This is a genomic window from Streptomyces sp. NPDC054796 (assembly GCF_053611545.1).
Genome location: NZ_JBSHAO010000003.1, coordinates 259,655 through 283,527, shown reverse-complemented (window position 1 = coordinate 283,527; position 23,873 = coordinate 259,655). Strand labels below are relative to the sequence as shown.

Genomic DNA, 23,873 nt, shown 5'->3' with positions numbered 1-23,873 from the left:
GCCTCCGGCTACCCGCCGGTCGCCAACGCCCTGAACGTCAACGGGTCCGGCGTGGACGGCTACGACATCGAGCTGCACCACCCCGACGAGTAGCCAGCACCACACCCCCAGACCCCCCGGGCCGGAAGGCGCGCGAGTGATGCGAGCGGAGCGCGCGTCGACCGGCCCGGTCAGGGGAAGGCCCCGGCCCCCGCGAACTGGGAGCGCGGGCAGGGGACGGCCCGCACATCGCGGGGCCCGGGGCCGGTCGTGAAGCAAGAAGGAGCGAAAGACTGATGGCAGGCGCAGGAGCGGGCGTACGGGCGCAGATCCGCACTCGCGACGGTTGGGCGGTCCAGCACGCGGTGCTGACCGTGACCGACATGACGGGCACGCAGGTTCTGCGTGCCGAGGCGGACGCCGAAGGCGTCGTACGCAGCGAGGAACCGCTGCCCGCAGGGGCGTACACGGTGATCGCGACCGCCATCGGCTACGCGCCGGCGGCCTCGACCGCGATGGTGACCGCCTCCGGGCGGGCCGACGTGGGCGCGCTGGTGCTGGCGCGGCAGGGCGGCGTCGAGCTGCCGCCGCCGGGTCCGTGGACCATCGACCCGATGCACTCGACGGTGGCGGCGACCGCGCAGCACCTGGGGATCACCAGCGTGCACGGGCGGTTCACCCGGTTCGGCGGGCGCATCGAGATAGCCGAGGACACCGAGAAGTCCACCGTCGAGGCGGCCATCGAGGCCGCCAGCATCGACACCGGCAACGAGATGCGCGACGGGCATCTGCGCTCGGGCGACTTCCTCAACGTCGAGGAGTACCCGCAGATCACGTACCGCAGCACCGGCGTGGACACCGCGGGCGCCGACCGCTGGACGGTGCACGGGCAGCTCGCGATGCACGGCGTCGTGCGCGACGTGGACCTGGACCTGACGTACCTGGGGACCGGGCCCGACCCGTGGGGCGGGGTGCGCGCGGCGTTCCGCGCCACCGCCGAGCTGCGGCGCGAGGACTTCTCGATGAACTACAACCAGGTCGTCGCCGCGGGCATCGCCGCCATCGGCACCACCCTGAAGGTCGAGCTGGACATCCAGGCCGTGCAGGGCGACGCGCTGCCGTTCGCGGGCTGAGCGGACGCGTGACGTTCGCGGGCTGGCGTGGCTGACGCGGGCGGCTAGGGCCGCTGGGCCGACTGAGCCGGTTGAGCCGGTTGCGAGGGACCGTGCGGGTTTTCCGCGCGGTCCCTCGTCGTGTGCGTGGCGACGGTCAGCGCGTCCATGCCCGCGAGGATGCAGTCCAGCGCGACGGTGAAGTCGCGCTCGCGCATTTCGTGCACCGTGCTGCCGCCGCCCTGCTCCATGAGGCGCAGAGAGTCCTCGTACTCGGCCCGGCCCTCGATCTTGCCGTAGACGGTGGAGAGATACTCGTCCGCGCTCAGCCCCGCCGCGCGGCAGCGGCCGTTCCAGCTCGCCTCGGTGGTGCTGTAGCCGTAGACGAACTGGAAGAGCGCGGCCATCGCCCCGGTGAGCTGCGGCGCGGGCAGGCCCGTGCGCCGCATGATGCCCTGGGCCGCGTGCGAGAAGGCCATCGCGTGCGGGCCGATGTTGAGATAGCTGCCGACCATCTGGGAGACCCAGGGGTGGGCGTTGAACAGGCGCCGGTACTCGTAGGCGAGGTGGCGGAGCTGTTCGCGCCAGTCGGCTTCCGTGTCCGCGGGGTCGGGGAGGTCCAGCTCGCCCTCGGCCGCGTCCATGGCCAGCTCCAGCAGGTCGTCCTTGCTGTCCACGTACCAGTACACGGACATGGCCGTGACGCCCAGCTCGGCGGCGAGACGGCGCATCGAGAACTTCGCGAGCCCGTCCGCGTCGAGCAGGCGCACGGCGGCGGCCGTGATCTTCTCCCGGTCCAGCCCCTCGGGCTGCCCGGACTGCCCGGACTGCCCGTGCTGCTCACGGGCCCCGCTCGCGGCCGTGCCCTTGCGCTTGGAGGCGGGACGCTCCTCCAGCCACACGCTGGTCCGCGGTGGACGGCCGGTGCGGGTGTCGGAGGATGCCATGACGCGCGCTCCTTCTCAGAGTGGGAGGGGGTCGGAGGTCGGGGGAGGAAGGATGAACGGACCAGCGAATTCCGGGCGTTCACCTTCGACTCTAAGCCGTGCGTCGTCCGCGTACCGGAACGTACTTCACCGCCTGCCGACTCCCGTGTAACAGCCATGTACTGGGAACATGGGTCGCGCAACTGACGCAGGTGACGGACGTGTCAGGAGAGACAGATGATCTCCCCCCCACACGAAGGACGGCACCATGCGCGCTCGGAAGATATCGATGCTCACCCTCGCCGCCGTGGCGGCCACCCTGTCGCTCACGGCCTGTGGCCCCGACGGGACCGGCAACGCGTCGTCCTCCGCGCCCAGCTCCAGCTCGTCGGCCGCCGCCAGCACCTCGCCCGACGCCGCCACGACCGACACCGGCTCGAAATCGGAGAGCACCCCGGCGTCGGGCACCCCCGCGAAGGACGGGGTGAGCTGCACCGACCAGATCAATTACGCGGGCGACCCCAGGTCCAACGCCACCATCAACAGCATCGGCGACAAGACGGGCGAGTGCCCCGACCCGCAGAAGGCCGACACCCCCGAGGGCACCCCCGCCGACCCCGACAAGAGCTGCACCGACCAGGTCGACTACGCGGGCGACCCCAGGTCCAACGCGGTCATCAACAGCATCGGCGACAAGACCGGCTACTGCCCGCCGGTCGAGGGCCAGTGACCCTCTCCGACACCGCCGCTCCGGCCTGACGACGACGGCCGCCGCGCTCCACGGGCCACGGTCCGGACCGCGGCGGCGGCCCCGCCCGCTCACCCCACCGCTAGTCCGCGCGCACCGCATCGCGCCCCCGCTCCGCGCGGCTCAGCAGCAGCGCGGCCAGGAGACCGCCCGCGAGGACGGCCGCCGCCCCGGCCAGTTGGGCCGTCTCGATGCCCCGCGCGAACGCGTCCGCGACGGCCGCCCGCTCCCCTCCCGTACGTGCAGCGGCCACGGCGGCGGGCAGCGAACCGGCCCCCGCGAGCGCGGCGGGCAGCAGCGCGGTGAAGCGGGCGTTGAGCACCGCGCCGAGCACGGCGACGCCGAGCCCGTTGCCGAACTCCATGAGCGTGCCGTTGATCCCGGCGCCCACTCCGGCCTTCTCGGGCGGTATCGCGGACATGACGGCGTTCGCCATGGCGGGCATGGACAGCGCGATGCCCGCGCCCATCACGACGAGCCCCGTCAGCAGCCCCGCGTAGCCGTCCGGCGAGGCCAGCACCGCCACACAGGCGAGCCCAGCGGCCAGCAGCCCCATCCCGGCCACGATGGTGCGCGGGGTGCCCAGTGCGGCCAGCACCCTGGCGCCGACGCCGGAGAAGTTGAGCAGCACCGTCGTCAGGGCGAGCGGTGCCGTGTGGAGACCGGCGCTGAGCGGGCCGTAGCCGAGGACGAGCTGGAGCTGCTGGGTGAGGAGATAGAGCGAGCCCGCCATCCCGAACGCGACGAGGATGCCGCCCGCGACGGCGCCGACGAAACGGCGGTCGCGGAAGAACCGCATGTCCAGCATGGGGTGTTCGACGCGCAGCTCCCAGCGCGCGAACCCGGCCAGCACCGCCGCGCCGACCAGCGCGGGCAGCAGCACCCGCGCCGAGGTCCAGCCGTGCACCGGGCCCTCGGTGATCGCGTAGACGACCCCGACCATGCCGACGGTCGACAGCACAGCGCCCACCAGATCCGGCCGCTCCCCCGCGCCGCTCCGCGACTCGGGCACCAGCCTGGCGACCGCGAACAGGCCGACGGCCACGACGGGAAGGTTGACGAGGAAGATCGCGCCCCACCAGAAGTGGTCGAGCAGCACCCCGCCGATCAGCGGCCCCGAGGCGAAGCCGAGCGAACTGACCGCGCCCCAGATGCCGATGGCCTTCGCCCGCTCGGCCTCGTCGAAGACCTGCATGACGACGGCGAGCGTCGTCGTCATCAGCAGCGCGCCGCCCACGCCCATCCCCGCGCGCGCCGCGATCAACTGGGCCGAGGACTGGGCGAGCCCGGCGGCCAGCGAGCCGACGCCGAAGAGCGCGAGCCCGGCGAGGAGCATCCGCTTGCGGCCGTAGCGGTCGGCGGCGTTGCCCGCGGTGAGCAGCAGCCCCGACTGCACCAGCGCGTACGCGCTGATCATCCACTGGGTGTCCGTCGTGGACGCGTGCAGCTCCCTGGTGAGGGAGGGCAGCGCGACGTTCAGCACCGTGTTGTCGAGCAGCACGGTGAGCTGCGCGAGACACACGACGCCGAGGATGAGCCAGCGGCGCGGGTGCGGGTGCGGATGCTTATGGGGGGACGGGTGCGGTGTGCTCGCCGCGGAGTCCGCGCGCGGTGCGTGCTGGGTCAACGGGGCTCCTCCCGTACGGCGTATAACCAAGGTGCTCTACACCGTACGGGAGCCGTGCGCGACGGAAAACCCGGTTTTCCGCCGAACGCGCGTCAGGGCCGGTCCCCCGGAGGGGCCCGGCCCTGACGTCCGACGTGTTCCGTGCGACGTGTCGGGGGCGCTCAGCTCTTCTTGGTCAGGTCGTAGAACGTGGCCTGGCCGACGGTGACCTTCTTGTAGTGCTCGGTCACCCAGGAGCTGATCTTTGACGCGGTGCCCTGGTCGCCGCCTGGGCCGCCCTGGGAGCCGCCGATGAAGTAGTGGATCTTCCCTTCGGCGACGTACTTCTTGAACTGGGCGAGGGTGGGGCTCGGGTCGCTGCCGTTGAAGCCGCCGATGGCCATCACCGGTTTTCCGGTGGCCAACTGGTAACTGGCCGCGTTCTGCGAGCCGATGGCCGCGGCTGCCCAGGTGTAGTCGTCGGCGTCCTCGCTCAGCTTGGCCTTGGCCTTGGCGCTGACGGAGGCACCGTTGAGCAGTCCGCCCATGCCGCCACCCATGCCACCGCCGCCCATGCGGCCCTCGCGGGCTCCGGCGCCGCCGGGCATGCCCTGCCCCTGCTGCCCTTGGCCCGGTCCGCCCTGCCCCTGCTGGCCCTGACCGGGCTGGCCGCCCTGGCCCGGCATCCCCTGCGGGGGCCGACCCTGCGCCTGAGCACCGCCCTGGCCCTGCTGCTGGCCCTGGCCCTTGCCCTGCTGGCCCTGCATGCCGGGCGGTCCGCCCCGCATGCCGCCGCCTCCGCCGCCTCCGGGGCCGCCGCCCATGCCGCCGGGTCCGCGGCCCGACGAGGGTCCCGCCGTGATGATCGAGCCCGTGTGCGGGGTGTCCACGGTGCTGAGCGTGTACGCGACGGGCCCCGCGACCGAGGCCGCCAGGCCCAGCGCGGCGACGCCGGCACCCACTCGACGGGGCAGCCGCGAGAGCCCCAGCAGCGCGATCGCGGCGACGGCACCGGCGACGAGCACGGTCCAGCGCAGCCACGGCAGCCAGTCGGTGGTACGCCCGAGCAGCACGTACGACCACACGGCCGTGACCGCCACCGTCAGCGCGAGCGTCCCCGAGGCGAGGAGGTGTGCGCGACGTCGCCACAGCAGCACCGCGCCCATGGCGACGAGCGCCGCGATGTAGGGGGCGAGGGCGATGTTGTAGTACTCGTGGAAGATCCCGGACATGAAGCTGAACGTCGCCGCCGTCATCAGCAGCGCTCCGCCCCACAGCAGGAACGCGGCGCGTTCGCCGTCCGTACGGGCCGCCTTGCGCGTCACCACGAGGCCCGCTGCCAGCAGGATCAGTGCCGCTGGCAGCAGCCAGGAGATCTGGCCGCCCATCGACTCGTTGAACAGCCGCCCGATGCCGGTCTCGCCCCAGCCGCCGCCACCGCCACCGCCGCCGGGACCGCCGCCCCCACCGGGGCCGCCACCGGGCGCGCCGCCGCCAACACTCCCGGTCTCGTTGCCGGTGATGCGGCCGAAGCCGTTGTAGCCGAAGGTCAGCTCCAGGAAGCTGTTGGTCTGCGAGCCGCCGATGTAGGGACGCGAGGCGGCGGGCCACAGCTCGGCCAGCGCCACCCACCAGCCGCCGCTGACCACCATCACCAGCCCCGCCAGCGCCAGTTGCCCGATGCGGCGCGGCAGCCGGGCGGGCGCGCACACCGCGTAGACGACCGCCAGCGGCGGGAGGATCAGCCACGCCTGGAGCGTCTTGGTCAAAAAGCCCAGCCCGAAGCAGAGCCCGGCGCACACCAGCCACCTGATGCGCGCGTCCTCCAGTGCCCGCTGCACGCCGTACAGCGCCGCCACCATCAGCAGGCACAGCAGCGCGTCGGGGTTGTTGAAGCGGAACATCAGTGCCGCCACCGGGGTCAGCGCCAGCAGACCGCCCGCCAGCAGACCGGCTGCCGGGCCGAAGCGGCGGCGGACGGCGGCGAACAGCACCGCCACCGCTCCCACGCCCATCAGCGCCTGGGGCACCAGGATCTGCCAGGAACCCAGCCCGAACAGCCGCACCGACAACCCCATGGGCCACAGCGCGGCCGGGGGCTTGTCCACGGTGATCGCGTTGCCCGCGTCCAGCGAGCCGAACAGGAACGCCTTCCAGCTCGCCCCGCCCGCCTGCGCGGCAGCGGAGTAGAAGGAGTTCGCGTAACCGGAGGCACCCAGCCCCCACAGATACAGCACCGCGGCGACAACGAGCAGGCCCCAGTACGCGGGCCGCTCCCAGCGGGGCCTCACCGCACGCGCGCCCGCCGCATCCGTGCCGTCTGTTCCATCCGTTCCGTCCCGGTCGGCACCGAGCGGGGGCCCGGCCGGGTGAGTGAGGGTGGTCATGCGGGGGTGCGCTCCTTGTCGATTCCGTCGGCGCGGTTTCCGTCGCCGTACGGGCTGTCGCCGTACGCGTGGTCCGTGTCCTGGCCCAGGCCCTGGTGGATGCCCTCGGCGGTGTGGCCGCTGTCCATGCCCTGCCCCTGCTCGTTCTTGGCGGAGAAGACCCAGGCGCGGAAGAGGACGAACCGCAGCACCGTCGCCGCCAGATTCGCCGCCACCAGCACCGCCAGCTCCGTCGCATGCGAAGCCCCCGGGCTCCCCGCCGACAACGCCGCCAACGACCCACTCGTCAACGCCAGCCCGATCCCGAACACCACCAGACCCTGCGCCTGATGCCGCACCACCCTTGAGCGACCCCGCACCCGGAACGTCAACCGCCGGTTCGCCGCCGTATTCACCACCGCCGACAGCAGCAACGCCAACCCGTTCGCCGCCTGCGCCCCCACCCCCAGCCGCAACAGCGAGAACAGCACCAGATACAGCAGCGTGCTCACCACACCCACCGCAGCGAATCCCACCAACTGCCGCGCCAGACCCCCCGGCACCCCCACCACCCCACGATCCCGCGGATCATCCCCGAACGGCCGCGCCAACCGCCCCAACGGCAACGCACCCGACGCCAACGCCCGCCCCACCCGCCACACACCCCGCAAGTCCTCCACCGCCGTGGCCACGATGTCCACCCGCGAATCCGGGTCATCCACCCAGTCCACCGGCACCTCATGAATCCGCAGCCCCGCCCGCTCCGCCACCACCAGCAACTCCGTGTCGAAGAACCACCCCGAATCCTCCACCAACGGCAGCAACCGCTCCGCCACCTCACCGCGCACCGCCTTGAACCCGCACTGCGCGTCCGAGAACCGCGCCGCCAGCGACCCCCGCAGAATCAGGTTGTACGAGCGCGAGATCACCTCCCGCTTCGTCCCCCGCACCACCCGCGAACTCCCCGCCAGCCGCGACCCGATCGCCACATCCGAATGCCCCGAGATCAACGGCGCCACCAACGGCAGCAGCGCGTTCAGATCCGTCGACAGATCCACATCCATATACGCCCGCACCGGCGCGTCCGAAGCCCCCCACACCGCACGCAGCGCCCGCCCCCGCCCCTTCTGCTCCAACCGCACCGACTCCACCTCGGCGAACGCCCCCGCCAGCCGACGCGCCACCTCCGGCGTCCCGTCCACACTCGCGTTGTCCGCCACCGTGATCCGGAACCCGTACGGAAAATTCCCCGACAAGAACGCGTGCAGCCGCCGCACACACGCCTCCAACCCCGCCTCCTCGTTGTAGACGGGGACGACGACGTCCAGGACCACCCGGTCCGACGAGGCGGCGGGCACATGGCGACGGGCGGGAAGCGTGCTGGTCAGCGCTCCGGCATGAGTGTCTGTTCGCATGCTCCAGAGGCTCGCGAAACGGTCTGTCAGCGCCTTGTGGCGAAGCTGTGCCCCAGCTATGAGTTCCGGCGCACGCCGTGCGCGGTGTCCGTGCCCGCGCCCATACCGGTGCCGGTGCCGGTGTCCGTGTCCGTCGCGCCCATGTCCGTCGACGCGTCCGGGCACGCGCCCGTATCCGCACCCGCGCCCGTAGCGACGACGTCGGCGCCCGTCCCGTCCCACGCCGGGAGGCCCACCGTGAACACGGTGCGGCCCGGGACGCTCTCGACCTCCACCCGCCCCCCGTGCGCACCCACCACCGCCCGCACGATCGCCAGCCCCAACCCCGTCGACCCATGCGCCCGCGAACGCGACACATCCCCCCGCGCGAACCGCTCGAACACCCGCGGCAGCATCTCCGCCGCAATCCCCGGCCCCCCATCCTCCACCTCCACCACCACCTCACCCCCCACCCGACGCACCCGCGCCCACACCACCGTCCCCACCGGCGTATGCGTCCGCGCATTCGCCAACAGATTCACCCACACCTGCTGCAACCGCCCCGCCTCACCCACCACCCACACCGGCTCCGGCGGCACATCCAACCGCCACACATGCCCCCCACCCGCAACCCGCGCATCACTCACCGCATCCACCACCAACCGCGACACATCCACCACCTCACACGACACCACCCGCCCCCCAACCCCCGCATCCAGCCGCGCCAACAACAACAAGTCCTCCACCAGACCCGACATCCGCGCCGACTCCGCCTCGATCCGCGACAACGCATGCCCCGTATCAGGCCCCACCCGCTCCCCACCCCGCCGCGTCAACTCCGCATACCCCCGAATCGACGCCAACGGCGTCCGCAACTCATGCGACGCATCCGCCACAAACCGCCGCACCCGCATCTCACTCTCCTGCCGCGCCACCAACGCCGACCCCACATGCCCCAACATCCGATTCAACGCCGCACCCACCTGCCCCACCTCAGTCCCCGGATCCGTATCCCCCTCCGGCACCCGCTCCCGCAACCGCACCTCACCCCGCGCCAACGGCAACTCCGACACCCGCGACGCCGTCTGCACCATCCGCCGCAACGGCCGCAACGCCACCCCCACCAACACCGTCCCCGCAATCCCCGCAGCCACCAACCCCGCACCCGCCACACACACCTCCACCACCAGAAGGGTGTTGATGGTGTCCTCGACGGAGGAGGTCGGCAGGCCGAGCACGAGGGTGCCGCTGCCGGTGGGCACCGCCTTCATCCGGTAGCCGCCCGCGCCGGGCACGTCGACGGTGTGCGCGCGGCCGTCGCGCGGGAACGAGGCGAGGGCCTCGGCCTGCGCGCCGGTCAGCGACTCGACGGTCACCTGGGGCCGTTCGCCCTCGTCGCTGTCCTGCTGGACGCTGATCCCGGTCTCGGTGACCTCGCCGTCGGTGACGACCGCGCCGACCGTGCCCACGGGCTGGCCGCCCAGCGCCAGGAAGCGCAGGTCGATGTCACCGGGCGGCCTCTTGTGTCCGGGCGGCCCGGGGCCCGCCGCGCGCATGCCGACGTCGGCGAGCTGCGTGTCGAGCTGGTCGTAGAGGTAGGAGTGCAGCGCGATCGTCGTCACCGCACCGATCACCGCCGCCACGACCGCGATCAGCGCCACCGACGAGACCACCAGCCGCGTCCGCAGCGAACGGCTGCGCCGCCGCGTCCGGACGTTCCGGTCACTCACCGGGCTTGATCAGGTATCCGGCGCCGCGCCGCGTGTGGATCATCGGTGAGCGGCCCGCGTCGATCTTCCGCCGCAGGTACGAGATGTACAGCTCGACGACGTTGGCCTGTCCGCCGAAGTCGTAGGACCAGACCCGGTCCAGGATCTGCGCCTTGCTCAGCACCCGGCGCGGATTGCGCATCAGGAAGCGCAGCAGCTCGAACTCCGTGGCCGTCAGCCGGATCTCCTTGCCCGCGCGCTGCACGTCGTGGCTCTCCTCGTCGAGCACGAGATCGCCGACGACCAGCAGCGACTCGTTGCGCGCCATCGCCGCGCCCGACCTGCGCAGCAGGCCGCGCAGCCGTGCGACGACCTCCTCCAGGCTGAACGGCTTGGTGACGTAGTCGTCGCCGCCCGCCGTCAGACCCGCGATCCGGTCCTCCACCGCGTCCTTGGCCGTGAGGAAGAGGACGGGCACGTCCGGGGCCTCGCGGCGCAGCCTGCCGAGGACGGTCAGGCCGTCCATGTCCGGGAGCATGACGTCCAGCACGACCGTGTCGGGCCGCCACTCGCGCGCGGCGCGCACGGCGGAGGCGCCGTCGCCCTCCGCCCGTACCTCCCAGCCCTCGTAGCGCAGCGCCATGGAGAGCAGATCCGTCAGCGACGGCTCGTCGTCCACGACGAGCACGCGCAGCGGGCTGCCGTCGGGCCGCCGCAGTTCGGTCCGCGACTCGGTGCGCGGCTCGCCGCGCGAGGAGGACGCCGCGGGGGACGTGGGGGAGGCGGAGGTCTCATGCATACGTCTCAGCGTGGGCAGCGGTGCTGAGAGCGGCCTGTGGCGAGTCTGTGAATTCACTGAGAAACGGTCCGGCTGACCGGAAAGCGCCCGGTGAGGGGCCGGCCCGGGAGCCTGCGCGGGCGCCACGGCGGGGGTCGCGGCGCGGAGGTCGCCCGGCTGGGAGCGGCGGGTTCGCGCCGTGTTCCCGTACGTCCGGGACGGTACGTATCCGGCCATGCGCCCCGCGTGGCGGCTCCCGGGGCCGCTCCACCGTGCCGAAGCGCTGGTCCGTGCCCCGCGGCCCGGGGAACCCGACCGTCCGCCTGCTCACTTCGCGCCACTGATTCAACACACAACGTTACCAAATACCGCTCCCCGGATATGCGTCCAGGCGGCGGCCCGGCAAGACTTCCGTCCGCTATCCGACACCACAAGCGGAAGGATGCACGATATGCGGAACACCCACCGCGCCACGGCCACCCGTAACCGGACCGGCAACCAGACCGGCAACCGGACCGGCAACCGGACCCGTGACCGGAGGAGACTCGGCGGGGCGGTACTCGCGCTGCTGGTCGCGGCCTCGTTCGGCCCCCTGAGCGGCACGGCACTCGCAGCGCCGGCCCCCTCGGCGGCCCCGGCCCCCTCGGAGCCGCCCACCGCCACTTCCCTCTTCGCCCCCTCGGCGCTGACCCTGACCGTCGCGCGGGGCGAGCGCGCGGAGACGACGGTGCCGCTGCGCGCTGTGACGCTCTCCTGCCGCCCGGCCGCGACGGGAACCCACCCGGCACCGGCCGCCGCCTGCGGCCAACTCCGCGCCGCCCAGGGGGACTTCGACGCACTTCCCGGCCGAGGACGTAGTGTGTGCACGAAGATCTACGACCCGGTGGTCGTGACGGCCGAGGGCGTCTGGGAGGGCGAGCGCGTGCGGTATGAGCGCACGTACGCCAACTCGTGCGTTCTGCGCTCCGAGGGCATGTCCGTCTTCTCCTTCTAGGGAGTTCCGGGTACCAAGGACGTCCCGCACGCCTCCCCGCGAGCGGGACGGGCCGTCGGTGGAGCCGCGGCCCCCAGCCGGGGGCGGCCCGGAGAGTCCCCCGCTCTCCGGGCACGTCCCCGGTCCGGACCGGAACGCCAGACGGACGACGCCAGACAGCCGCCCGCCGGCCGCCCGGCCGGAATAACGCGCCGAAACCGGAGGCTGTGCGTCCTATGGCAACGAACGATTCCAAGCCGAGCAAGGCAAGCGAGACGAGCAAGCAGAACGAGGCGACGGGAGCGCCCGGAGCAGCCGGGTCCGCCGGAGCAGCCGGAGCAGCCGGAGCCCCGGGCAAGGGCCTGGGCACCGTCGGCATCTGGAGCGGTGCCATCCGCACGGGGGACAGCCCCGAGCGGGACGCCGAGATCGCCGACGCCGTCGCGGAGCTGGACGAGCTGGGCTACGGCACCGTCTGGATCGGCGGCAGCCCGAGCGTCGGCCAGGCCCTTCCGCTGCTGGCGGCCACCAGCCGCGCCGTGATCGCTACCGGCATCCTCAACATCTGGGAGCACCCGGCGGCCGAGGTCGCCGCGCAGACGGTGGAGGCGAACGCCGCGCACGACGGCCGTTTCCTGCTCGGCATCGGCGTCAGCCACAGCATCGCCGTCCCGCAGTACGGGCGCCCGTACACCGCGATGAAGGAGTACCTGGCGGGCCTCGACGCCGCCGCGACGCCCGTGCCGAAGGAGCAGCGCGTCCTGGCGGCGCTCGGCCCGAAGATGCTGGAGCTGTCCCGCGACCGCGCCGCCGGCGCGCACCCGTACCTCGTCACGGCCGAGCACGTGGCGAAGGCCCGCGCGACGCTGGGCGAGGACGCGGCGCTGGCGCCGGAGCTGAAGGTCGTCCTGGACGACGACCTCCCCCGCGCCCGCGAGGTGGCCCGCGCCTATCTGGACCGCTACCTCCAGTTGCCCAACTACACCAAGAACCTGCTGCGGCTCGGCTTCGAGGAGGAGGACTTCGCGGGCGGCGGCAGCGACCGGCTGCTCGCGGCGGTCTTCGCGCTGGGCGACGCGGAGACGGTACGGGCGCGCGTCGACGAGTTCCACGCGGCGGGCGCCGACCACGTCGCGCTCCAGACCGTCACCGCCAACGCCTTCACCGATCTCCCGCGCGACCAGTGGCGGCTGCTGTCCGACGCGCTCGCGCTGACGTGACCTGACGCGACGTGACGTGACCGGGCGGGGGCGGGGCCGAGCAGTCGGCCCCGCCGCTCACCCCGCGAAGACGACGCTGGCGAGCAGCACATGGAACGCCGTCCCGCCCAGGATGCTCAGCCCGGCGTTCCGCTTCCACAGATGCAGCCCGACGGTGGCGGCCAGCGCCAGCAGGAGCGGCGCTCCGTAAGGCGCCGTGGTCAGCTCGGCGTCGTGCAGTGAGTAGACCGCGAGCACGACCATCACGCCGACCGGCATGTGCGCGCTGAGGTAATGGACGGCCCCCGACCCGCGCAGCGGCGCGAGCAGCGCGAACGGCAGCGCGCGCAGCGCCCAGGTGACGGCGGCGGCGACGCCCACGGCGGCCAGCAGATACGCGTCACCGTGCACGAGCGGGCCTCCCCTTGAGCAGCGCGTAACGCACCAGCAGCGCCGCGACGAACATGCCCATCGCCGCCACCAGCATCTGCCCCGGCAGCGCCACCTGCGCGAGCAGCGCGCACAGCAGCGCGAGGACGGGGGTGGGCACGTCGCGCCGCTCCCGTATGCCGTCGATGGCGAGGACGACGAAGAGCGCGGTGAGCGCGAACTCCAGGCCGACGACACCGTCGGGGATCAGCCCGCCGAGCAGCGCGCCCGCCGTCGCGCCCACGACCCAGTACGCCTGGCACAGCGCCTGGATCCACACGATGCGCCGCCCGTTCATCTCCTCCGCCGAACCGGAGGCGGTGAGCGCGTACGCCTCGTCGGTCATCCCGAACGTGCTGAACGCCTTCCCCGTCCGGCTCCGCACCCGGTGCAGGGGGAAGGACAACGCGTAGAAGACGTGCCGGAAGTTCACCAGGAACGCGGTCGCCGCGATCTGCGCCAGCGGCACGGCCGCCACGACCATGCCCACCAGCAGGAACTCCAGCGACCCCGCGTACACGAGCGCGGTGCACGCCGTCGCCCACCACCAGTCCAGGCCCGAGTGCACGACGAGCACGCCGAGCGCCACCCCGAGCGGGAAGAGCCCGAGACCGACGGAGCCGGTGTCCTTGAGCCCTTGCCGGAAGCCGGGCCGGAGGCCGGGCCGGGAGCCGGGCCGGGGGCGGTCGGCGGCCGTGCGATCAGCGGATGCCGCCTGGTCGCAGGGGGGTCCGACGTCCCCCCGTACAGATATGTCCATGGACGAAATTTTAGGTCGATTCGCGCGTAATATGGTTGCGGATCACTACCCGATATCCGCTTTACGAGCAACGGTGCGCCATGGATGACCTCGACCGCGAAATTTTGTTTCACCTCCAGCAGGACGGCCGCCTCTCCAACGTCGAGCTGGCCAAGCGCGTCGGACTGACCCCGCCCCCGTGCCTGCGCCGCGTCAAGCGGCTGGAGAACGCGGGGATCATCACGGGCTACCGCGCGCGCGTCGATCCGGTGGCGGCGGGGCGCGGCCTGGAGGTCGTCCTGGCGGTCGAGATCGGGGTCAACGACCTGCGGACGGTCGAGGAGTTCGAGACGGCGATCGAGTCATACGAGGAAGTCGTCGAGTGCCGCCGCATGTTCGGCCGCCCGGACTACTTCATCCGCGTGGCGGTCGCCGACCACGAGGCATACGAACGCTTCCTGATCACGCACATCATGGGCCTCCCCGCGGTCTCGCGGGTGGACTCCCACCTGACGATGAAGCGGCTCAAGACGGACGACTAGACGGACGAGGGGCGGACGAGGGGTCCGACGCGGCCGTGCGCCGCCGCCCGCGAAGGCGACGGCGCACGCACGCACGCACGCGGGGACTATGACGGCCAGGCCACCAGGTCGACCGTGTCGTTGAACTGCGGGGGCTCCTGGAGCTGCTGGCTGGGGAAGAGCGGACGGGTGGGGCCGTCCTCGTCGACGAGAATCCCCACCGCGCCGGTGTTGTTCACCCACGACGAGACGTTGTTGGCCGCGGTCGAACTGCTGCCGCCCGCCATCGGCAGTTGCTTCAGATCGACGTTGTAGCCCGCGCCGATGCCGTACGCGGGGCCCTTGTTGCCGTAGTCGCGGTACAGGCACAGGGTGGCGGGCGGGCACGGCTCGCTGTCACCGAGCTGGACCACGCCGGGAGGCAGGGCGGCCTGCGGAGCCGCCGCCTCCGGCTCGGCGGCGTGCGCGACCCCGGCGCTCACCGGCAGCACGGCGGCGACCACTGCCGCTGCCGCCATCACGGTCGTACGGACGAGCCTCGCGCGGCGCCTGTGAATGATCGTCATGCGTTCCTCCTGCGTCGATACGCCCCACCAGGTGCGGGACGAGAGGAGGTTCGCCACCCATTCGGCCGATTACGCGCGGTGCTCGACGTACGACTCAAAGTGAACACACTGGCCGGACGACCCCTCTTGCCCATCCAGCGCAGCCGACCAGCACCCATGTGACCTGCGCGGACGCCCGCCGCGAGGAGCGGCCGAACCCGCCCGGGACGCCCTCTTCGCCGCCCGACGCGTCCTCCCGAGGAGTGACCGCGCAGCACACCCCACGGCGCCGCCCGCAGCCCATGCGCCTACGGTGCTTCGGCGCACGGCCCCGCCCGCGTCCCCTCCGAAGCCCCCGCACGCCCCTCACCCTCCGCTTCCGCCTCCGCCTCCGGGACGACGACAACTTGGTCGGCGTCCTCGTAGACGATCCGCCCGGGCGACGACGAGACGACCCGCACGCACTCCACCCCGTGCGCGGCGAGGATCTCCAGATAGCCGTCGACGCGCGCGATCAGCTCGGTCGACGTCACCTTGAACCACGCGGTCGCGCCCGGATTCACGGCCGGGTCGTAGACGGTGGGATCGACGTGCGCCGGGTTGGTGAAACTGGCGTCGTACCAGTCGTTGTTGACCCGCCGGAACCGCTCCTGCTCCGCAGTCAGCCTCCCCTCGCGCGCCAACGTATTGACCAGCGCGAACACCCCCGGATAGTTGCTGCGCCCAGCCCGACTCGTCCCCTGAAACCGCACATACCGCCCCACACCCACGCCTCCGTCCACGCCACCGCCGCACGACCCAAAAGAGAAGGCCCCCGGGCGAACCCGGGGGCCTTCTCACTGCTGCGCGCTCGGCAGGATTCGAACCTGCAACCTTCTGATCCGTAGCTCTATGCAGATCGGTCGCAGACGGCCATACCGGTCGCAGCGAGGCCCAGGAGAGCCACCACCCGACCCTAACGGCCGCTGCGGTTGCTGTACTTCACTGCTGTACCGCAGCCGCACCGCGCATGGACCTCAGCCACAGACAGCCCGCCACGACGGCGGGGACGCTGGACGGTCAGGCGCGCGTGTGGCTCGCGGTACCGGCCACTGAGACCAGCCACGCTACAGAGTTCTCGGCGCCAGCCAGGACGAGCGGCAACCCCCTACTCAAAGCCGCGAGCCCTAAGCTTGGGAACCAGGGGGTGGGCGGAGGCCGTTGGGCTCGTGAGCTGGGCGAACATCGCGTTAGCTGGCTCATGTTGGGCGGCCTGATGAGTGCTGTCGACTGATGATCATTGACCGTTCCGGGCGGATCTGGTGCAGGAGTGGCCTCTCACACCGGCACCCTCCCCAGTGGCCTCGTGCTCTTGCGACCGAGGCATCTCGTAGTCCTTCACCCGTGCAGAACTTGCTATCGTCCTTCCATGGCGACACTGCCTTGGGACTGTGTGGTGCCTGGCATCCCGGCATCGGTCCAATCGAAGTCCGCGACCCGTACGCGGTGGAAGACTGCTGTCGCCACAGCCGCTAAGTCGCGCTGGCCTACCAGTGAGATGCCGCTTTCAGAGCCTGTGCAGGTCGTGATCACCTTCTTTCACGAAGGTGAAGCTCTGGACGTGGACAACATGCTGAAGCCGATCCAAGATGCTCTAATCGGGATTGCACTGGAAGATGACAAACATGTCACCGACGTTCGCGGCTCCAAAAGAGATCTATCTAATGCATTCATCGTGAAAGGAATGAGCCCAGCCCTGGCTGAAGGCTTCGTATCTGACGGCCCCTTCGTTCACATTAAGATTGATTTCGCGCCCGACCACAAGGAGCTGCCATGAGAGTCAGGCACATGCTCGGAGCAGTGGAGGACGCTCGCCGAAGGAAAATTTCGGAGCTTCGCAACAAGGGTTTTGAAATCTTGGAGCCTGAACAGGCATCCAAGCTTCTTGGCGTCAGTTCCAGGAGTCTTCCAGACCTGGTAGCTCGACATGACGACCAAGTCATTATTGTCGAGTTTGCACAGAGGCGCTCCCCCGCCCCCCTGCCAGATGGAGTCAAGAGCTCACTAGAAGAGTTTTCTAGTGTTGCCGAAGCCAATGACAACTGGGAGTTCGAGGTTGTTTGGATTGGCGAGTACTCTCAAGTTCCCGATGAGAGCAGCGTATATGCCCTAGCCAATCGCGCCCTGATGATTGCTAAGCATGACGAATCAGCCGGGCTCCTGTTGGCATACGCCGCCCTGGAGGGTGCAATCACGCGATTGGCTGAACGCACCCCTGAACTGCGCGATCAGGCCCGGGGCCTCCGACCTGGGCTCACCCAAGTGGCCAGCTTGGGGCTAATTGGCTCAGACGACTTTAAGAAATTGAACTCCGTGCGCCAAGCCAGGAATTCAATTGCTCACGGCATGGACGTCCCAGTATCCTATGAGATGGTCCAAGATGTAGTCTTCGCCGCTGAGCGACTCGCGGATTCTCGATATGTTTCCCCGGATCAAATGGTTGACTGGTTCTTTGAGAATTACGAAGATCCGGCCAATGGCGTTCCTTTTGAGTCGCGAGAGGGCGGGTACCAGTATATCCTTGGCGGTCCATTTGATGCGCGGGACGTACTCACCGACCAGTTCCCCGAAGCCTCAGACAGCGACATCGACCAAGCAGTAGGTGCGATTGAATCTGAGTCGCATGAATGGGTTGAGAAGGGAATCTACTGACCTGTGTGCGCTAATCAGGTCGGTGGATCTGACTTAGTCTGGAGCTGCTTTGGCGTGAGAGAACGTGGGCCTTACGCAGCGGATTGGGCAACCCTGGTCCCTACCCTCGTAGTGCCCGATCGACCCCTGCCCTTCGCAGGCTCACACCAAAGTGGCTGCTAAAAACCATGGGGCCGACCGCACCAGCCACGACGTGTCTTTACTGACTTCAAGTGGTCGCTGCTTGCTATCGCGCGGGCGGCGGGGTCGTGCCGGAGCGGGGCGGAGACAGGAGCGGCGGCGCGGGTCCGCCGGACCGCGCGCGGTGAGCGGAGCGAGCCGCCTTGAAGTCGTAGAGAAAGTTGTAACTCAGTGCTGCTGGTGGGGGTGTTGGGGCTCTGGGAAGTGGTCCGCGCAGGTTGGGAGCTTTCTGCCCTCGCGGTGGGCCAGGGGCAGGAAGAGGACCGGGCGGGCCGTCCATGTGATCGTGGTGGTGCGGTGGTGGAGCGTGAGGGTGACCGGCTGGCCCGTCGCGAGGTCGTGGAGCGCCTGGCGGTGGCCCTCGTGGAGCCAAGTCCATGCCACCTCTGCCGGTTCAGGGCCGAGGCCCGAGACGATGATGCGGAGTCCCAGGCGTATCCAGCGGACCGCCTGGTGAGGGGTGTAGGCGTCGAAGGATGCGGTGAAGGGCTCGGCCCCGTTCTCGTCGGTGCGGTGGCATTCGCACCAGTAGCCGCGCTTCATCGGCCCGGCTTGACCATCAGGACGTAGCGGGTCGTGTCCTCGAAGAGGGTCAGGGTGTAGGGGGCGCCGACGCGTAAGCGGGTCAGGACCCATTCGTGCTCGCGCTGGTCCGTCAGCCAGTGGCGTGCCGGTGCGGCTACCGCTGGGTCGAGCTGGTCGGCGACGTCCTGGACCCGGGCGCGCATCCAGCGCAGTGCCAGACGTGGGCTCCGCGCACCGTACGAGTCCAGTGGCCATGTCGGGCCGAGTGGGGTGAAGGCGTACGCCTCGCATCCGTAGACCGTGGCGAGCCGTCGTCGCCCCGTCCCTGCCGCCGTCAGCATGACGGCCTCTTGTCGGTGTCCCCGTCCTCGCGCAGTTCCGCCGTGACCGTGTAGCCGTACCGGCCATCCCCGTGCACGTGGACGTGGTGGGCCATCGCGTGGACCAGGGCGAGTCCGCGCCCCGTCGCGGCGGTGCCGTCGGGGTGCTCGACGTGTGGGGCGGATGCGGCGCCGCCCGAGTCGCTGACTGAGATGGCGATCCGGCTCGGGGAGCGGACGAGGTGGACGTGGAAGGAGTCGAAGCCGTTGCCGCTGCTGGTGTGGAGCAGGGCGTTGGAGACCAGTTCGGAGAGGATCAGGGCCGCGTCGTCCGCGCGTGGGCTGTCGCTGAGGATGTCGCGGGCCCAGCGGCGGGCGCGGGCGACTTCTTCCCGGAGACCTGGACAGGTCAGTTCCCAGATCCGCACTCTACTCATATACTCGTGCATACAAGTTCCTCCGTGCTGGTGGCCGCTATGGGTAGCAGGTGTGAGCTAGACGAGTTTGACGCCGTCGTGGGCGCGTACGGCTGGCGGGTTCGCCGCAGCCGGTGCGTCGAGTGCGTCCAGGACGCGGATCGCGTACGCCTCGTCGGCCAGCTCGGAGACCTCATCGCGCGTCGCCCAGCGCAGGGCGTAGGTCTCCTCGCCGGTCGTCGGGGCGCCGTCGACCGCTTCGCAGCGGAAGACGAGCGAGACGATCAGGCCGGTCATGTTCTTGTAGACGCCGGTGAGGGTGGCCGGAAGCGCGATCTTGAGGCCGGTCTCTTCGAGGACTTCCCGCTGAAGCGCGTCGGGGATGGTCTCCCCTGCTTCGAGGACACCGCCCGGCGGCTCCCACCTGCCGTTGTCCCTGCGCTGGATCAGCAGGGCCCGGCCGCCTTCGTCGACGATGACCCCGGCGACGCTCACCGAGTGAGGCCGCTCAACGGGCCGCTCAGCAGTGTTCACGTTCCTCGGATTCCCCTCGCTGACTAGGCTGCCCACCGTAGCAACAGCACTCAGCCTCTCGTCTAGATATCCAAAGGAGTACAGGATGGCGGCTCTCCCCTCCGGCCTGCTCGGAGCGCTCGACCCCACCAGTGATCGCGCCGTCTTCCGGCAGATCGCCGACCAGCTCCGCGAGGCCATCGACAAGGGCCGCTTCGGCGAGGGAGCCAAGCTGCCCTCCGAAGCGGAGCTGGTCGAGCACTTCGGCGTCTCGCGGATGACGGTGCGCAACTCCCTCGCCATCCTCCAGAGCGAGGGCCTGACCTCCTCCGAACACGGCAAGGGCGTCTTCGTACGGCCCCGGCCCCCGGTCCGCCGCCTCGCCTCCGACCGTTTCTCGCGCCGTCACCGCGAGCGGGGCAAGTCCGCGTTCACGGTCGAGGCGGAAACCGCGGGGGGCAAGCCCGAGGTGGACAGCCTGGAGGTCAAGGAGGTGAAGCCCAGCCCCGACATCTCCGCCCGCCTCGGCTCGGCCCGCAAAGTCCTCGCCCGCCGTCGCCGCTACCTGCTGGACAGCAAGCCCGTCGAGTTCGCCGTCTCCTACCTCCCGCTGGACATCGCACGCGGCACGCAGATCGCCGAACCCAACCCCGGCCCCGGCGGCATCTACGCCCGACTCGAAGAACTCGGCCACGACCTGGAGCACTTCGACGAGGAGATCCGCGCCCGCATGCCCGCACCCGACGAAGCGAAGTTCCTGCGCCTCGCGCCCGGCGTCCCCGTCTTCCACCTCATCCGCACCGCCTACGACACCGAGGGGCGCGCGGTGGAGGTCTGCGACACGGTGATGTCGGCCGACGCGTACGTCCTGGCCTACCAACTCCCCGCGAACTGAGGCCCGATGGACGGAACCTGGCGCGTACCGGTGGGCGGCTTCTCGGGACTTGTACGCACCGACAGGCCTACTCGTATAGACGAGTGGGCAAGTGTCATGGCACAGTTGATCTCGCTCCGGCCGAACGGCGTTGCCACTGACGTCTCTTGTATAGACGACTAGGTATCGCTGTGCGGTCGGGCTGCCCACGCACCACAGCAAGGAGAGAACGACCGTGAAGACCATCCGCGTAGAGACCTCGTCCGCGACCATCCTGCTGACCGAAGCCCCTGAGCCGAAGGTCCGCGACCGGCAGACGGGCGAGATCGCCAAGGACGTGACGAGCGGCGAAGCGCTGATGAAGGTTGGCGTCGTCTACATCGACGAAGGGGAGTCCGCTCTCATCCACGTCACCGTGCCCGAGAGCGGCGTCGCGGACGGGCTGACGCTCGGTGCCTCGGTCGCGCTGCCGGGGCTGGTCGCCCGGCCGTGGGAGTCGGTGTTCAACGGGCGGGAGCGGCACGGCATCGCCTACCGCGCCGCCGCCGTCACCCCCGGTGCCGTCCCGGCGGGGGCCTGAGCCTGTGTCGGACCTGCTGACGCTGATGGAGGTGGGCGGCCCCGTGGCCGCGCTCGGTGGCGGTGCCGCCTACCTCCGGGCCCGGCATCCGGCGGCCTACTGGTCCACGGTCGGGCTGCCGGTCTCGGTGGCCCGGCTGCTGGGCTCCTACGGCTCGGTCATGGAGGCGTGCGGGCTGACGGTTCCGCCCTCGCGGCTGCGGGCGCTGGCCGTGCACGCCACGACCCGTCGCGAGGTGCGGCCGGTTCCACCGCGTCGCGGGCTGCTGCGGCCCACTTCGACGGGGCTGCGGATGCGGTTGCGGCTCGCTCCGGGGCAGGAACCCGCCGACGTGGCCGCCTCCGCCGAACGGCTGCGGCACGCCTGGGGTGTGCATGCCGCGTACGTGGAGCCGGTGGGACCGGGGGTGGTCGAGCTGCGGCTCGTCGGCTTCGACGTGCTCCGGCGCGTACGCATGCCGCGCAAGGTGAGCGGTGGCTTTCTGCGGGTGCCGGTGGCGCTGCGGGAGGACGCGACAGCCTTCGTCCGTGATTACCGGGCGGTGCCTCATGAGCTGGTGCTGGGAGCGACGTTGTCGGGCAAGTCGATGTTCCTGCGGCACCTGGTGGCGGGGCTGGCCCGTCAGCGCGTGGCCCTGGTCGGCATCGACTGCAAACGGGGCGTGGAACTGGCCTCCTTCGCCCCACGGCTGACCGCCCTGGCGACCGACCCCGAGCAGGCGGCCGAGCTGCTGCCCGTCCTGGTGGAGGAGATGGAGCGGCGCTACGACCTCATCAAGACCCGCCAGAGGATCGCGCCCTCGACGCCGGACGAGGAGATCACTTCCGACGTGTGGGGCCTGCCGGAGAGCGAACGCCCGGTGCCGGTGGTGCTGTTCGTGGACGAGGTGGCCGAGCTGTTCCTCGTCGCCACCCGCAAGGACGAGGAGCGGCGCGACGAGATGGTGACGCACCTGATCCGGCTCGCGCAGCTCGGGCGTGCTGCCGGGATGTATCTGGAGGTGTGCGGCCAGCGGTTCGGGGCCGAGCTGGGCAAGGGCGCGACGATGCTCCGCGCACAGCTCTCCGGGCGCGTCTGCCACCGTGTCAACGACGAGCCCTCCGCGAAGATGGCACTCGGGGACATCGCTCCGGAAGCGGTCGGTGCCGCCTGTGCCATCGCGCCCGAGCTGCCGGGCCTGGCCGTGGCCGGTGACACCTCCGGCGGCTGGTCCCGCATTCGCACCCCGTACCTCTCGCTGGCCGACGCCGCCGCCGTGTGCGAGGAGACCGCGCACCTGGCGCCGGACCTGTCCGCGCTGGCCGCGTTCCGGCCCGTCGAGCGGCCGACCTCGCTCGTTAAGTCCCGGCCCGCGACCGACTGACCCCGCCCCTGATCCGGCTGGCGTGACCGCCTCGCGCCACTTCCCTACCCCCGCCATGCCCGAAACAGGAAGGAGACGCCCCGTGCGCGGTCACCTGGCCCGCGTCGACGCCGTACTCATCCAAGCCGTCATCGCCGCCGCACTGTCCTTCGCCCACCTGCACGACCTGGCCGAAGCCGCCGGACAGGACGGCTGGAAGGCATGGGCCTACCCCGTCTCCGTCGACCTGCTGTTGGTAGCCGCCTGGCGACGGCTCCGGGCCGGTCGCGACAAAACCGCGGGATGGTGCTGGTTCCTCATCGCCCTGACGGCCTCACTGGGCGCCAACGTCGCCACGGCCGGGCTGCTCGACCTGGACAACGTCCCGGACTGGCTCCGGATCGTCGTCGCGGGCTGGCCCGCACTGGCCTTCCTCGGCGGAACGCTCCTCGCCCACACGGCCAACGCCCCGGACGTGGAGACAACCGCCGACGACTCTGCCCCAGCCGAAGCGGAGCACGCCCTGTCGGAACCGGCGCCGGAACCCCTCACCACGGCATCTCCCGAGAGTCGGCCGGCATCGCCACCACCCGACTCGCCGCCCGTCCCGGCCGCACTGGTCGAGCACGCGCGCAAGGTCGCCGATGCCCACCGAGCCCGCACCGGCGCCCCCATCGACACCCCCACCCTCCGCTCCCGCCTCGGCGTCCCCGCGCCCCTGGCCGAAGCCATCGCCGCCCACCTCACCTGACCCGAACCAGCGCTCACCGCGACAACACCAGACCACGACAACGCACCCCGAAAGGAATGCTCACCATGCCCGGCCCCACCCCTGACGGCTTCGACTACCTCGACGCCGCCCACGAGATGGCCGCACAAGGCCGCCCCACCCTCGCCCGGCTGCTCGCCGAAGCCGCCGCCGACCAGACCACCGACCCCGACGAAGCCGCCCGCATCCTCCGCGACTTCCCCGGCCGCTCCCTCCGACTGGAGGACTGCTGATGCCGCTCAACCGCCGCTTCCGCCGCGTGGCCCGCATCGGCCCCGTCCAGGTCGGCACCGCCTACGACGGCCGTGGCCGCGAGAAGCACACCGCCGCCTGTACGGCCCCGCGCTGCGGCTTCTCCGCCAACTACGACTCCCGCGCCGCCGCCGAACTCGCCGCCCGCACCCACCGCTGCCCCGCCCGCTGAACATCCCGAAGGAGCACCCGTGTCCGTGAACCTGCCCCTGGTCGTCGTCCTCGGCCTCATCGCCTGGGGAGCGGTCAAGTTCCTCGGCGTCCGCGTCTGGCTCGTCGTCGTGATCACGCTCTTCGGCTTCTACCTCGCCGACACCTTCATGGCCCCCGCCATCGACTCCGGCACCCGCAACGGGGTCGATGTCGTCAACGGCACCCACGACTGAC

General features: G+C 70.8%; 28 protein-coding genes. 14 read left to right on the top strand and 14 right to left on the bottom strand.

Features of this window, described 5'->3' with window-relative positions; genetic code table 11:
* Positions 1-275 precede the first annotated feature (275 nt).
* Positions 276-1,112, top strand: coding sequence for a YceI family protein (locus ACWGJ2_RS04625; RefSeq protein WP_453344466.1), 837 nt, complete (start codon positions 276-278; stop codon positions 1,110-1,112).
* Positions 1,113-1,156: 44 nt separating this feature from the next.
* Here the strand turns inward: ACWGJ2_RS04625 and ACWGJ2_RS04620 are convergent, their stop codons facing one another.
* The gene (locus ACWGJ2_RS04620) at positions 1,157-2,038 is read right to left on the bottom strand and encodes a TetR/AcrR family transcriptional regulator (RefSeq protein ID WP_453344465.1); all 882 of its coding nucleotides are present in this window, start codon (positions 2,036-2,038) and stop codon (positions 1,157-1,159) included.
* Positions 2,039-2,285: 247 nt separating this feature from the next.
* Here ACWGJ2_RS04620 and ACWGJ2_RS04615 point away from each other — a divergent pair, with 247 nt between their 5' ends.
* A complete protein-coding gene (locus tag ACWGJ2_RS04615; protein ID WP_453344464.1) occupies positions 2,286-2,747 on the top strand; it encodes a hypothetical protein in 462 nt (153 codons plus the stop codon).
* 100 nt (positions 2,748-2,847) lie between these two features.
* Here the strand turns inward: ACWGJ2_RS04615 and ACWGJ2_RS04610 are convergent, their stop codons facing one another.
* From ACWGJ2_RS04610 to ACWGJ2_RS04590, 5 genes are all read right to left on the bottom strand, one after another.
* Entirely contained in the window at positions 2,848-4,299 is a 1,452-nt protein-coding gene (locus ACWGJ2_RS04610; RefSeq protein WP_453344478.1) for an MFS transporter, read from the bottom strand.
* Positions 4,300-4,553: 254 nt separating this feature from the next.
* The gene (locus ACWGJ2_RS04605) at positions 4,554-6,758 is read right to left on the bottom strand and encodes an ArnT family glycosyltransferase (protein WP_453344463.1); all 2,205 of its coding nucleotides are present in this window, start codon (positions 6,756-6,758) and stop codon (positions 4,554-4,556) included.
* Positions 6,755-8,152: a glycosyltransferase gene (locus tag ACWGJ2_RS04600; protein WP_453344462.1), complete on the bottom strand. Its 1,398-nt coding sequence runs from the start codon at positions 8,150-8,152 to the stop codon at positions 6,755-6,757. The genes ACWGJ2_RS04605 and ACWGJ2_RS04600 overlap by 4 nt, the downstream gene beginning before the upstream one ends.
* Positions 8,153-8,208: 56 nt before the next feature.
* The gene (locus tag ACWGJ2_RS04595) at positions 8,209-9,792 is read right to left on the bottom strand and encodes a sensor histidine kinase (protein ID WP_453344461.1); all 1,584 of its coding nucleotides are present in this window, start codon (positions 9,790-9,792) and stop codon (positions 8,209-8,211) included.
* Between the two features lie 61 nt (positions 9,793-9,853).
* The gene (locus ACWGJ2_RS04590) at positions 9,854-10,639 is read right to left on the bottom strand and encodes a response regulator transcription factor (protein WP_453344460.1); all 786 of its coding nucleotides are present in this window, start codon (positions 10,637-10,639) and stop codon (positions 9,854-9,856) included.
* Between the two features lie 430 nt (positions 10,640-11,069).
* Here ACWGJ2_RS04590 and ACWGJ2_RS04585 point away from each other — a divergent pair, with 430 nt between their 5' ends.
* Together ACWGJ2_RS04585 and ACWGJ2_RS04580 are read left to right on the top strand one after the other, a co-directional pair.
* The gene (locus ACWGJ2_RS04585) at positions 11,070-11,612 is read left to right on the top strand and encodes a subtilase-type protease inhibitor (protein WP_453344459.1); all 543 of its coding nucleotides are present in this window, start codon (positions 11,070-11,072) and stop codon (positions 11,610-11,612) included.
* 215 nt (positions 11,613-11,827) lie between these two features.
* Entirely contained in the window at positions 11,828-12,811 is a 984-nt protein-coding gene (locus ACWGJ2_RS04580; RefSeq protein ID WP_453344458.1) for an LLM class F420-dependent oxidoreductase, read from the top strand.
* 57 nt (positions 12,812-12,868) lie between these two features.
* On the opposite strand, the gene ACWGJ2_RS04575 is transcribed toward ACWGJ2_RS04580, so the two are convergent.
* Positions 12,869-13,201, bottom strand: coding sequence for a branched-chain amino acid transporter permease (locus ACWGJ2_RS04575; RefSeq protein ID WP_453344457.1), 333 nt, complete (start codon positions 13,199-13,201; stop codon positions 12,869-12,871).
* Entirely contained in the window at positions 13,191-13,979 is a 789-nt protein-coding gene (locus ACWGJ2_RS04570) for an AzlC family ABC transporter permease (RefSeq protein WP_453344456.1), read from the bottom strand. The genes ACWGJ2_RS04575 and ACWGJ2_RS04570 overlap by 11 nt, the downstream gene beginning before the upstream one ends.
* A gap of 80 nt (positions 13,980-14,059) precedes the next feature.
* On the opposite strand from ACWGJ2_RS04570, the gene ACWGJ2_RS04565 reads away from it, so the two are divergent.
* Positions 14,060-14,500, top strand: a complete 441-nt coding sequence (locus ACWGJ2_RS04565; protein ID WP_453344455.1) for an Lrp/AsnC family transcriptional regulator — start codon at positions 14,060-14,062, stop codon at positions 14,498-14,500.
* Between the two features lie 86 nt (positions 14,501-14,586).
* Here ACWGJ2_RS04565 and ACWGJ2_RS04560 read toward each other — a convergent pair whose 3' ends face one another.
* Both ACWGJ2_RS04560 and ACWGJ2_RS04555 read right to left on the bottom strand, forming a co-directional pair.
* The gene (locus ACWGJ2_RS04560; RefSeq protein ID WP_453344454.1) at positions 14,587-15,045 is read right to left on the bottom strand and encodes a peptidase inhibitor family I36 protein; all 459 of its coding nucleotides are present in this window, start codon (positions 15,043-15,045) and stop codon (positions 14,587-14,589) included.
* Between the two features lie 287 nt (positions 15,046-15,332).
* Positions 15,333-15,728 carry a hypothetical protein gene (locus tag ACWGJ2_RS04555; protein WP_453344453.1) on the bottom strand — a complete coding sequence of 132 codons (396 nt, stop codon included), beginning with the start codon at positions 15,726-15,728 and terminating at the stop codon, positions 15,333-15,335.
* A gap of 704 nt (positions 15,729-16,432) precedes the next feature.
* Here ACWGJ2_RS04555 and ACWGJ2_RS04550 point away from each other — a divergent pair.
* Together ACWGJ2_RS04550 and ACWGJ2_RS04545 are read left to right on the top strand one after the other, a co-directional pair.
* Positions 16,433-16,840, top strand: a complete 408-nt coding sequence (locus tag ACWGJ2_RS04550) for a RusA family crossover junction endodeoxyribonuclease (RefSeq protein ID WP_453344452.1) — start codon at positions 16,433-16,435, stop codon at positions 16,838-16,840.
* Positions 16,837-17,715 carry a hypothetical protein gene (locus tag ACWGJ2_RS04545; RefSeq protein WP_453344451.1) on the top strand — a complete coding sequence of 293 codons (879 nt, stop codon included), beginning with the start codon at positions 16,837-16,839 and terminating at the stop codon, positions 17,713-17,715. Before ACWGJ2_RS04550 ends, ACWGJ2_RS04545 begins: the two co-directional genes overlap by 4 nt.
* A 348-nt stretch (positions 17,716-18,063) precedes the next feature.
* Here the strand turns inward: ACWGJ2_RS04545 and ACWGJ2_RS04540 are convergent, their stop codons facing one another.
* The 4 genes from ACWGJ2_RS04540 to ACWGJ2_RS04525 are packed head-to-tail and all read right to left on the bottom strand — an operon-like array spanning position 18,064 to position 19,651.
* The gene (locus ACWGJ2_RS04540) at positions 18,064-18,438 is read right to left on the bottom strand and encodes a hypothetical protein (RefSeq protein ID WP_453344450.1); all 375 of its coding nucleotides are present in this window, start codon (positions 18,436-18,438) and stop codon (positions 18,064-18,066) included.
* Complete coding sequence (locus ACWGJ2_RS04535; protein WP_453344449.1) at positions 18,435-18,761, bottom strand: hypothetical protein; 327 nt, start codon at positions 18,759-18,761, stop codon at positions 18,435-18,437. Before ACWGJ2_RS04535 ends, ACWGJ2_RS04540 begins: the two co-directional genes overlap by 4 nt.
* Positions 18,755-19,189, bottom strand: a complete 435-nt coding sequence (locus ACWGJ2_RS04530; RefSeq protein ID WP_453344448.1) for an ATP-binding protein — start codon at positions 19,187-19,189, stop codon at positions 18,755-18,757. The genes ACWGJ2_RS04535 and ACWGJ2_RS04530 overlap by 7 nt, the downstream gene beginning before the upstream one ends.
* A gap of 45 nt (positions 19,190-19,234) precedes the next feature.
* Positions 19,235-19,651: an NUDIX hydrolase gene (locus ACWGJ2_RS04525; RefSeq protein ID WP_453344447.1), complete on the bottom strand. Its 417-nt coding sequence runs from the start codon at positions 19,649-19,651 to the stop codon at positions 19,235-19,237.
* Positions 19,652-19,775: 124 nt separating this feature from the next.
* Here ACWGJ2_RS04525 and ACWGJ2_RS04520 point away from each other — a divergent pair, with 124 nt between their 5' ends.
* The 7 genes from ACWGJ2_RS04520 (at position 19,776) to ACWGJ2_RS04490 (ending at position 23,872) form a co-directional block, all read left to right on the top strand.
* Positions 19,776-20,564 (top strand): GntR family transcriptional regulator, encoded by a 789-nt coding sequence (locus ACWGJ2_RS04520; RefSeq protein ID WP_453344446.1) that lies wholly within the window; start codon positions 19,776-19,778, stop codon positions 20,562-20,564.
* A 214-nt stretch (positions 20,565-20,778) separates the two neighbouring features.
* A complete protein-coding gene (locus ACWGJ2_RS04515; RefSeq protein WP_453344445.1) occupies positions 20,779-21,123 on the top strand; it encodes an SCO3933 family regulatory protein in 345 nt (114 codons plus the stop codon).
* A 4-nt stretch (positions 21,124-21,127) separates the two neighbouring features.
* Positions 21,128-22,486 (top strand): FtsK/SpoIIIE domain-containing protein, encoded by a 1,359-nt coding sequence (locus tag ACWGJ2_RS04510; protein ID WP_453344444.1) that lies wholly within the window; start codon positions 21,128-21,130, stop codon positions 22,484-22,486.
* An 82-nt stretch (positions 22,487-22,568) separates the two neighbouring features.
* Positions 22,569-23,216, top strand: coding sequence for a DUF2637 domain-containing protein (locus ACWGJ2_RS04505; RefSeq protein WP_453344443.1), 648 nt, complete (start codon positions 22,569-22,571; stop codon positions 23,214-23,216).
* A gap of 65 nt (positions 23,217-23,281) precedes the next feature.
* On the top strand, positions 23,282-23,467 hold the full coding sequence (locus tag ACWGJ2_RS04500; RefSeq protein ID WP_453344442.1) for a hypothetical protein: 186 nt from the start codon (positions 23,282-23,284) through the stop codon (positions 23,465-23,467).
* On the top strand, positions 23,467-23,658 hold the full coding sequence (locus tag ACWGJ2_RS04495) for a mobile element transfer protein (protein WP_453344441.1): 192 nt from the start codon (positions 23,467-23,469) through the stop codon (positions 23,656-23,658). Before ACWGJ2_RS04500 ends, ACWGJ2_RS04495 begins: the two co-directional genes overlap by 1 nt.
* A gap of 19 nt (positions 23,659-23,677) precedes the next feature.
* The gene (locus ACWGJ2_RS04490; RefSeq protein ID WP_453344440.1) at positions 23,678-23,872 is read left to right on the top strand and encodes a hypothetical protein; all 195 of its coding nucleotides are present in this window, start codon (positions 23,678-23,680) and stop codon (positions 23,870-23,872) included.
* Position 23,873 lies beyond the last annotated feature (1 nt).

Bases quoted from the DNA above. Each gene is read 5' to 3' on its own strand.
- ACWGJ2_RS04625 (WP_453344466.1), top strand. From the start codon at position 276: ATGGCAGGCGCAGGAGCGGGCGTACGGGCGCAGATCCGCACTCGCGAC.
- ACWGJ2_RS04620 (WP_453344465.1), bottom strand. From the start codon at position 2,038: ATGGCATCCTCCGACACCCGCACCGGCCGTCCACCGCGGACCAGCGTG.
- ACWGJ2_RS04615 (WP_453344464.1), top strand. From the start codon at position 2,286: ATGCGCGCTCGGAAGATATCGATGCTCACCCTCGCCGCCGTGGCGGCC.
- ACWGJ2_RS04605 (WP_453344463.1), bottom strand. From the start codon at position 6,758: ATGACCACCCTCACTCACCCGGCCGGGCCCCCGCTCGGTGCCGACCGG.
- ACWGJ2_RS04600 (WP_453344462.1), bottom strand. From the start codon at position 8,152: ATGCGAACAGACACTCATGCCGGAGCGCTGACCAGCACGCTTCCCGCC.
- ACWGJ2_RS04590 (WP_453344460.1), bottom strand. From the start codon at position 10,639: ATGCATGAGACCTCCGCCTCCCCCACGTCCCCCGCGGCGTCCTCCTCG.
- ACWGJ2_RS04585 (WP_453344459.1), top strand. From the start codon at position 11,070: ATGCGGAACACCCACCGCGCCACGGCCACCCGTAACCGGACCGGCAAC.
- ACWGJ2_RS04580 (WP_453344458.1), top strand. From the start codon at position 11,828: ATGGCAACGAACGATTCCAAGCCGAGCAAGGCAAGCGAGACGAGCAAG.
- ACWGJ2_RS04570 (WP_453344456.1), bottom strand. From the start codon at position 13,979: ATGGACATATCTGTACGGGGGGACGTCGGACCCCCCTGCGACCAGGCG.
- ACWGJ2_RS04565 (WP_453344455.1), top strand. From the start codon at position 14,060: ATGGATGACCTCGACCGCGAAATTTTGTTTCACCTCCAGCAGGACGGC.
- ACWGJ2_RS04560 (WP_453344454.1), bottom strand. From the start codon at position 15,045: ATGACGATCATTCACAGGCGCCGCGCGAGGCTCGTCCGTACGACCGTG.
- ACWGJ2_RS04550 (WP_453344452.1), top strand. From the start codon at position 16,433: ATGGCGACACTGCCTTGGGACTGTGTGGTGCCTGGCATCCCGGCATCG.
- ACWGJ2_RS04545 (WP_453344451.1), top strand. From the start codon at position 16,837: ATGAGAGTCAGGCACATGCTCGGAGCAGTGGAGGACGCTCGCCGAAGG.
- ACWGJ2_RS04540 (WP_453344450.1), bottom strand. From the start codon at position 18,438: ATGAAGCGCGGCTACTGGTGCGAATGCCACCGCACCGACGAGAACGGG.
- ACWGJ2_RS04535 (WP_453344449.1), bottom strand. From the start codon at position 18,761: ATGCTGACGGCGGCAGGGACGGGGCGACGACGGCTCGCCACGGTCTAC.
- ACWGJ2_RS04530 (WP_453344448.1), bottom strand. From the start codon at position 19,189: ATGCACGAGTATATGAGTAGAGTGCGGATCTGGGAACTGACCTGTCCA.
- ACWGJ2_RS04520 (WP_453344446.1), top strand. From the start codon at position 19,776: ATGGCGGCTCTCCCCTCCGGCCTGCTCGGAGCGCTCGACCCCACCAGT.
- ACWGJ2_RS04500 (WP_453344442.1), top strand. From the start codon at position 23,282: ATGCCCGGCCCCACCCCTGACGGCTTCGACTACCTCGACGCCGCCCAC.
- ACWGJ2_RS04495 (WP_453344441.1), top strand. From the start codon at position 23,467: ATGCCGCTCAACCGCCGCTTCCGCCGCGTGGCCCGCATCGGCCCCGTC.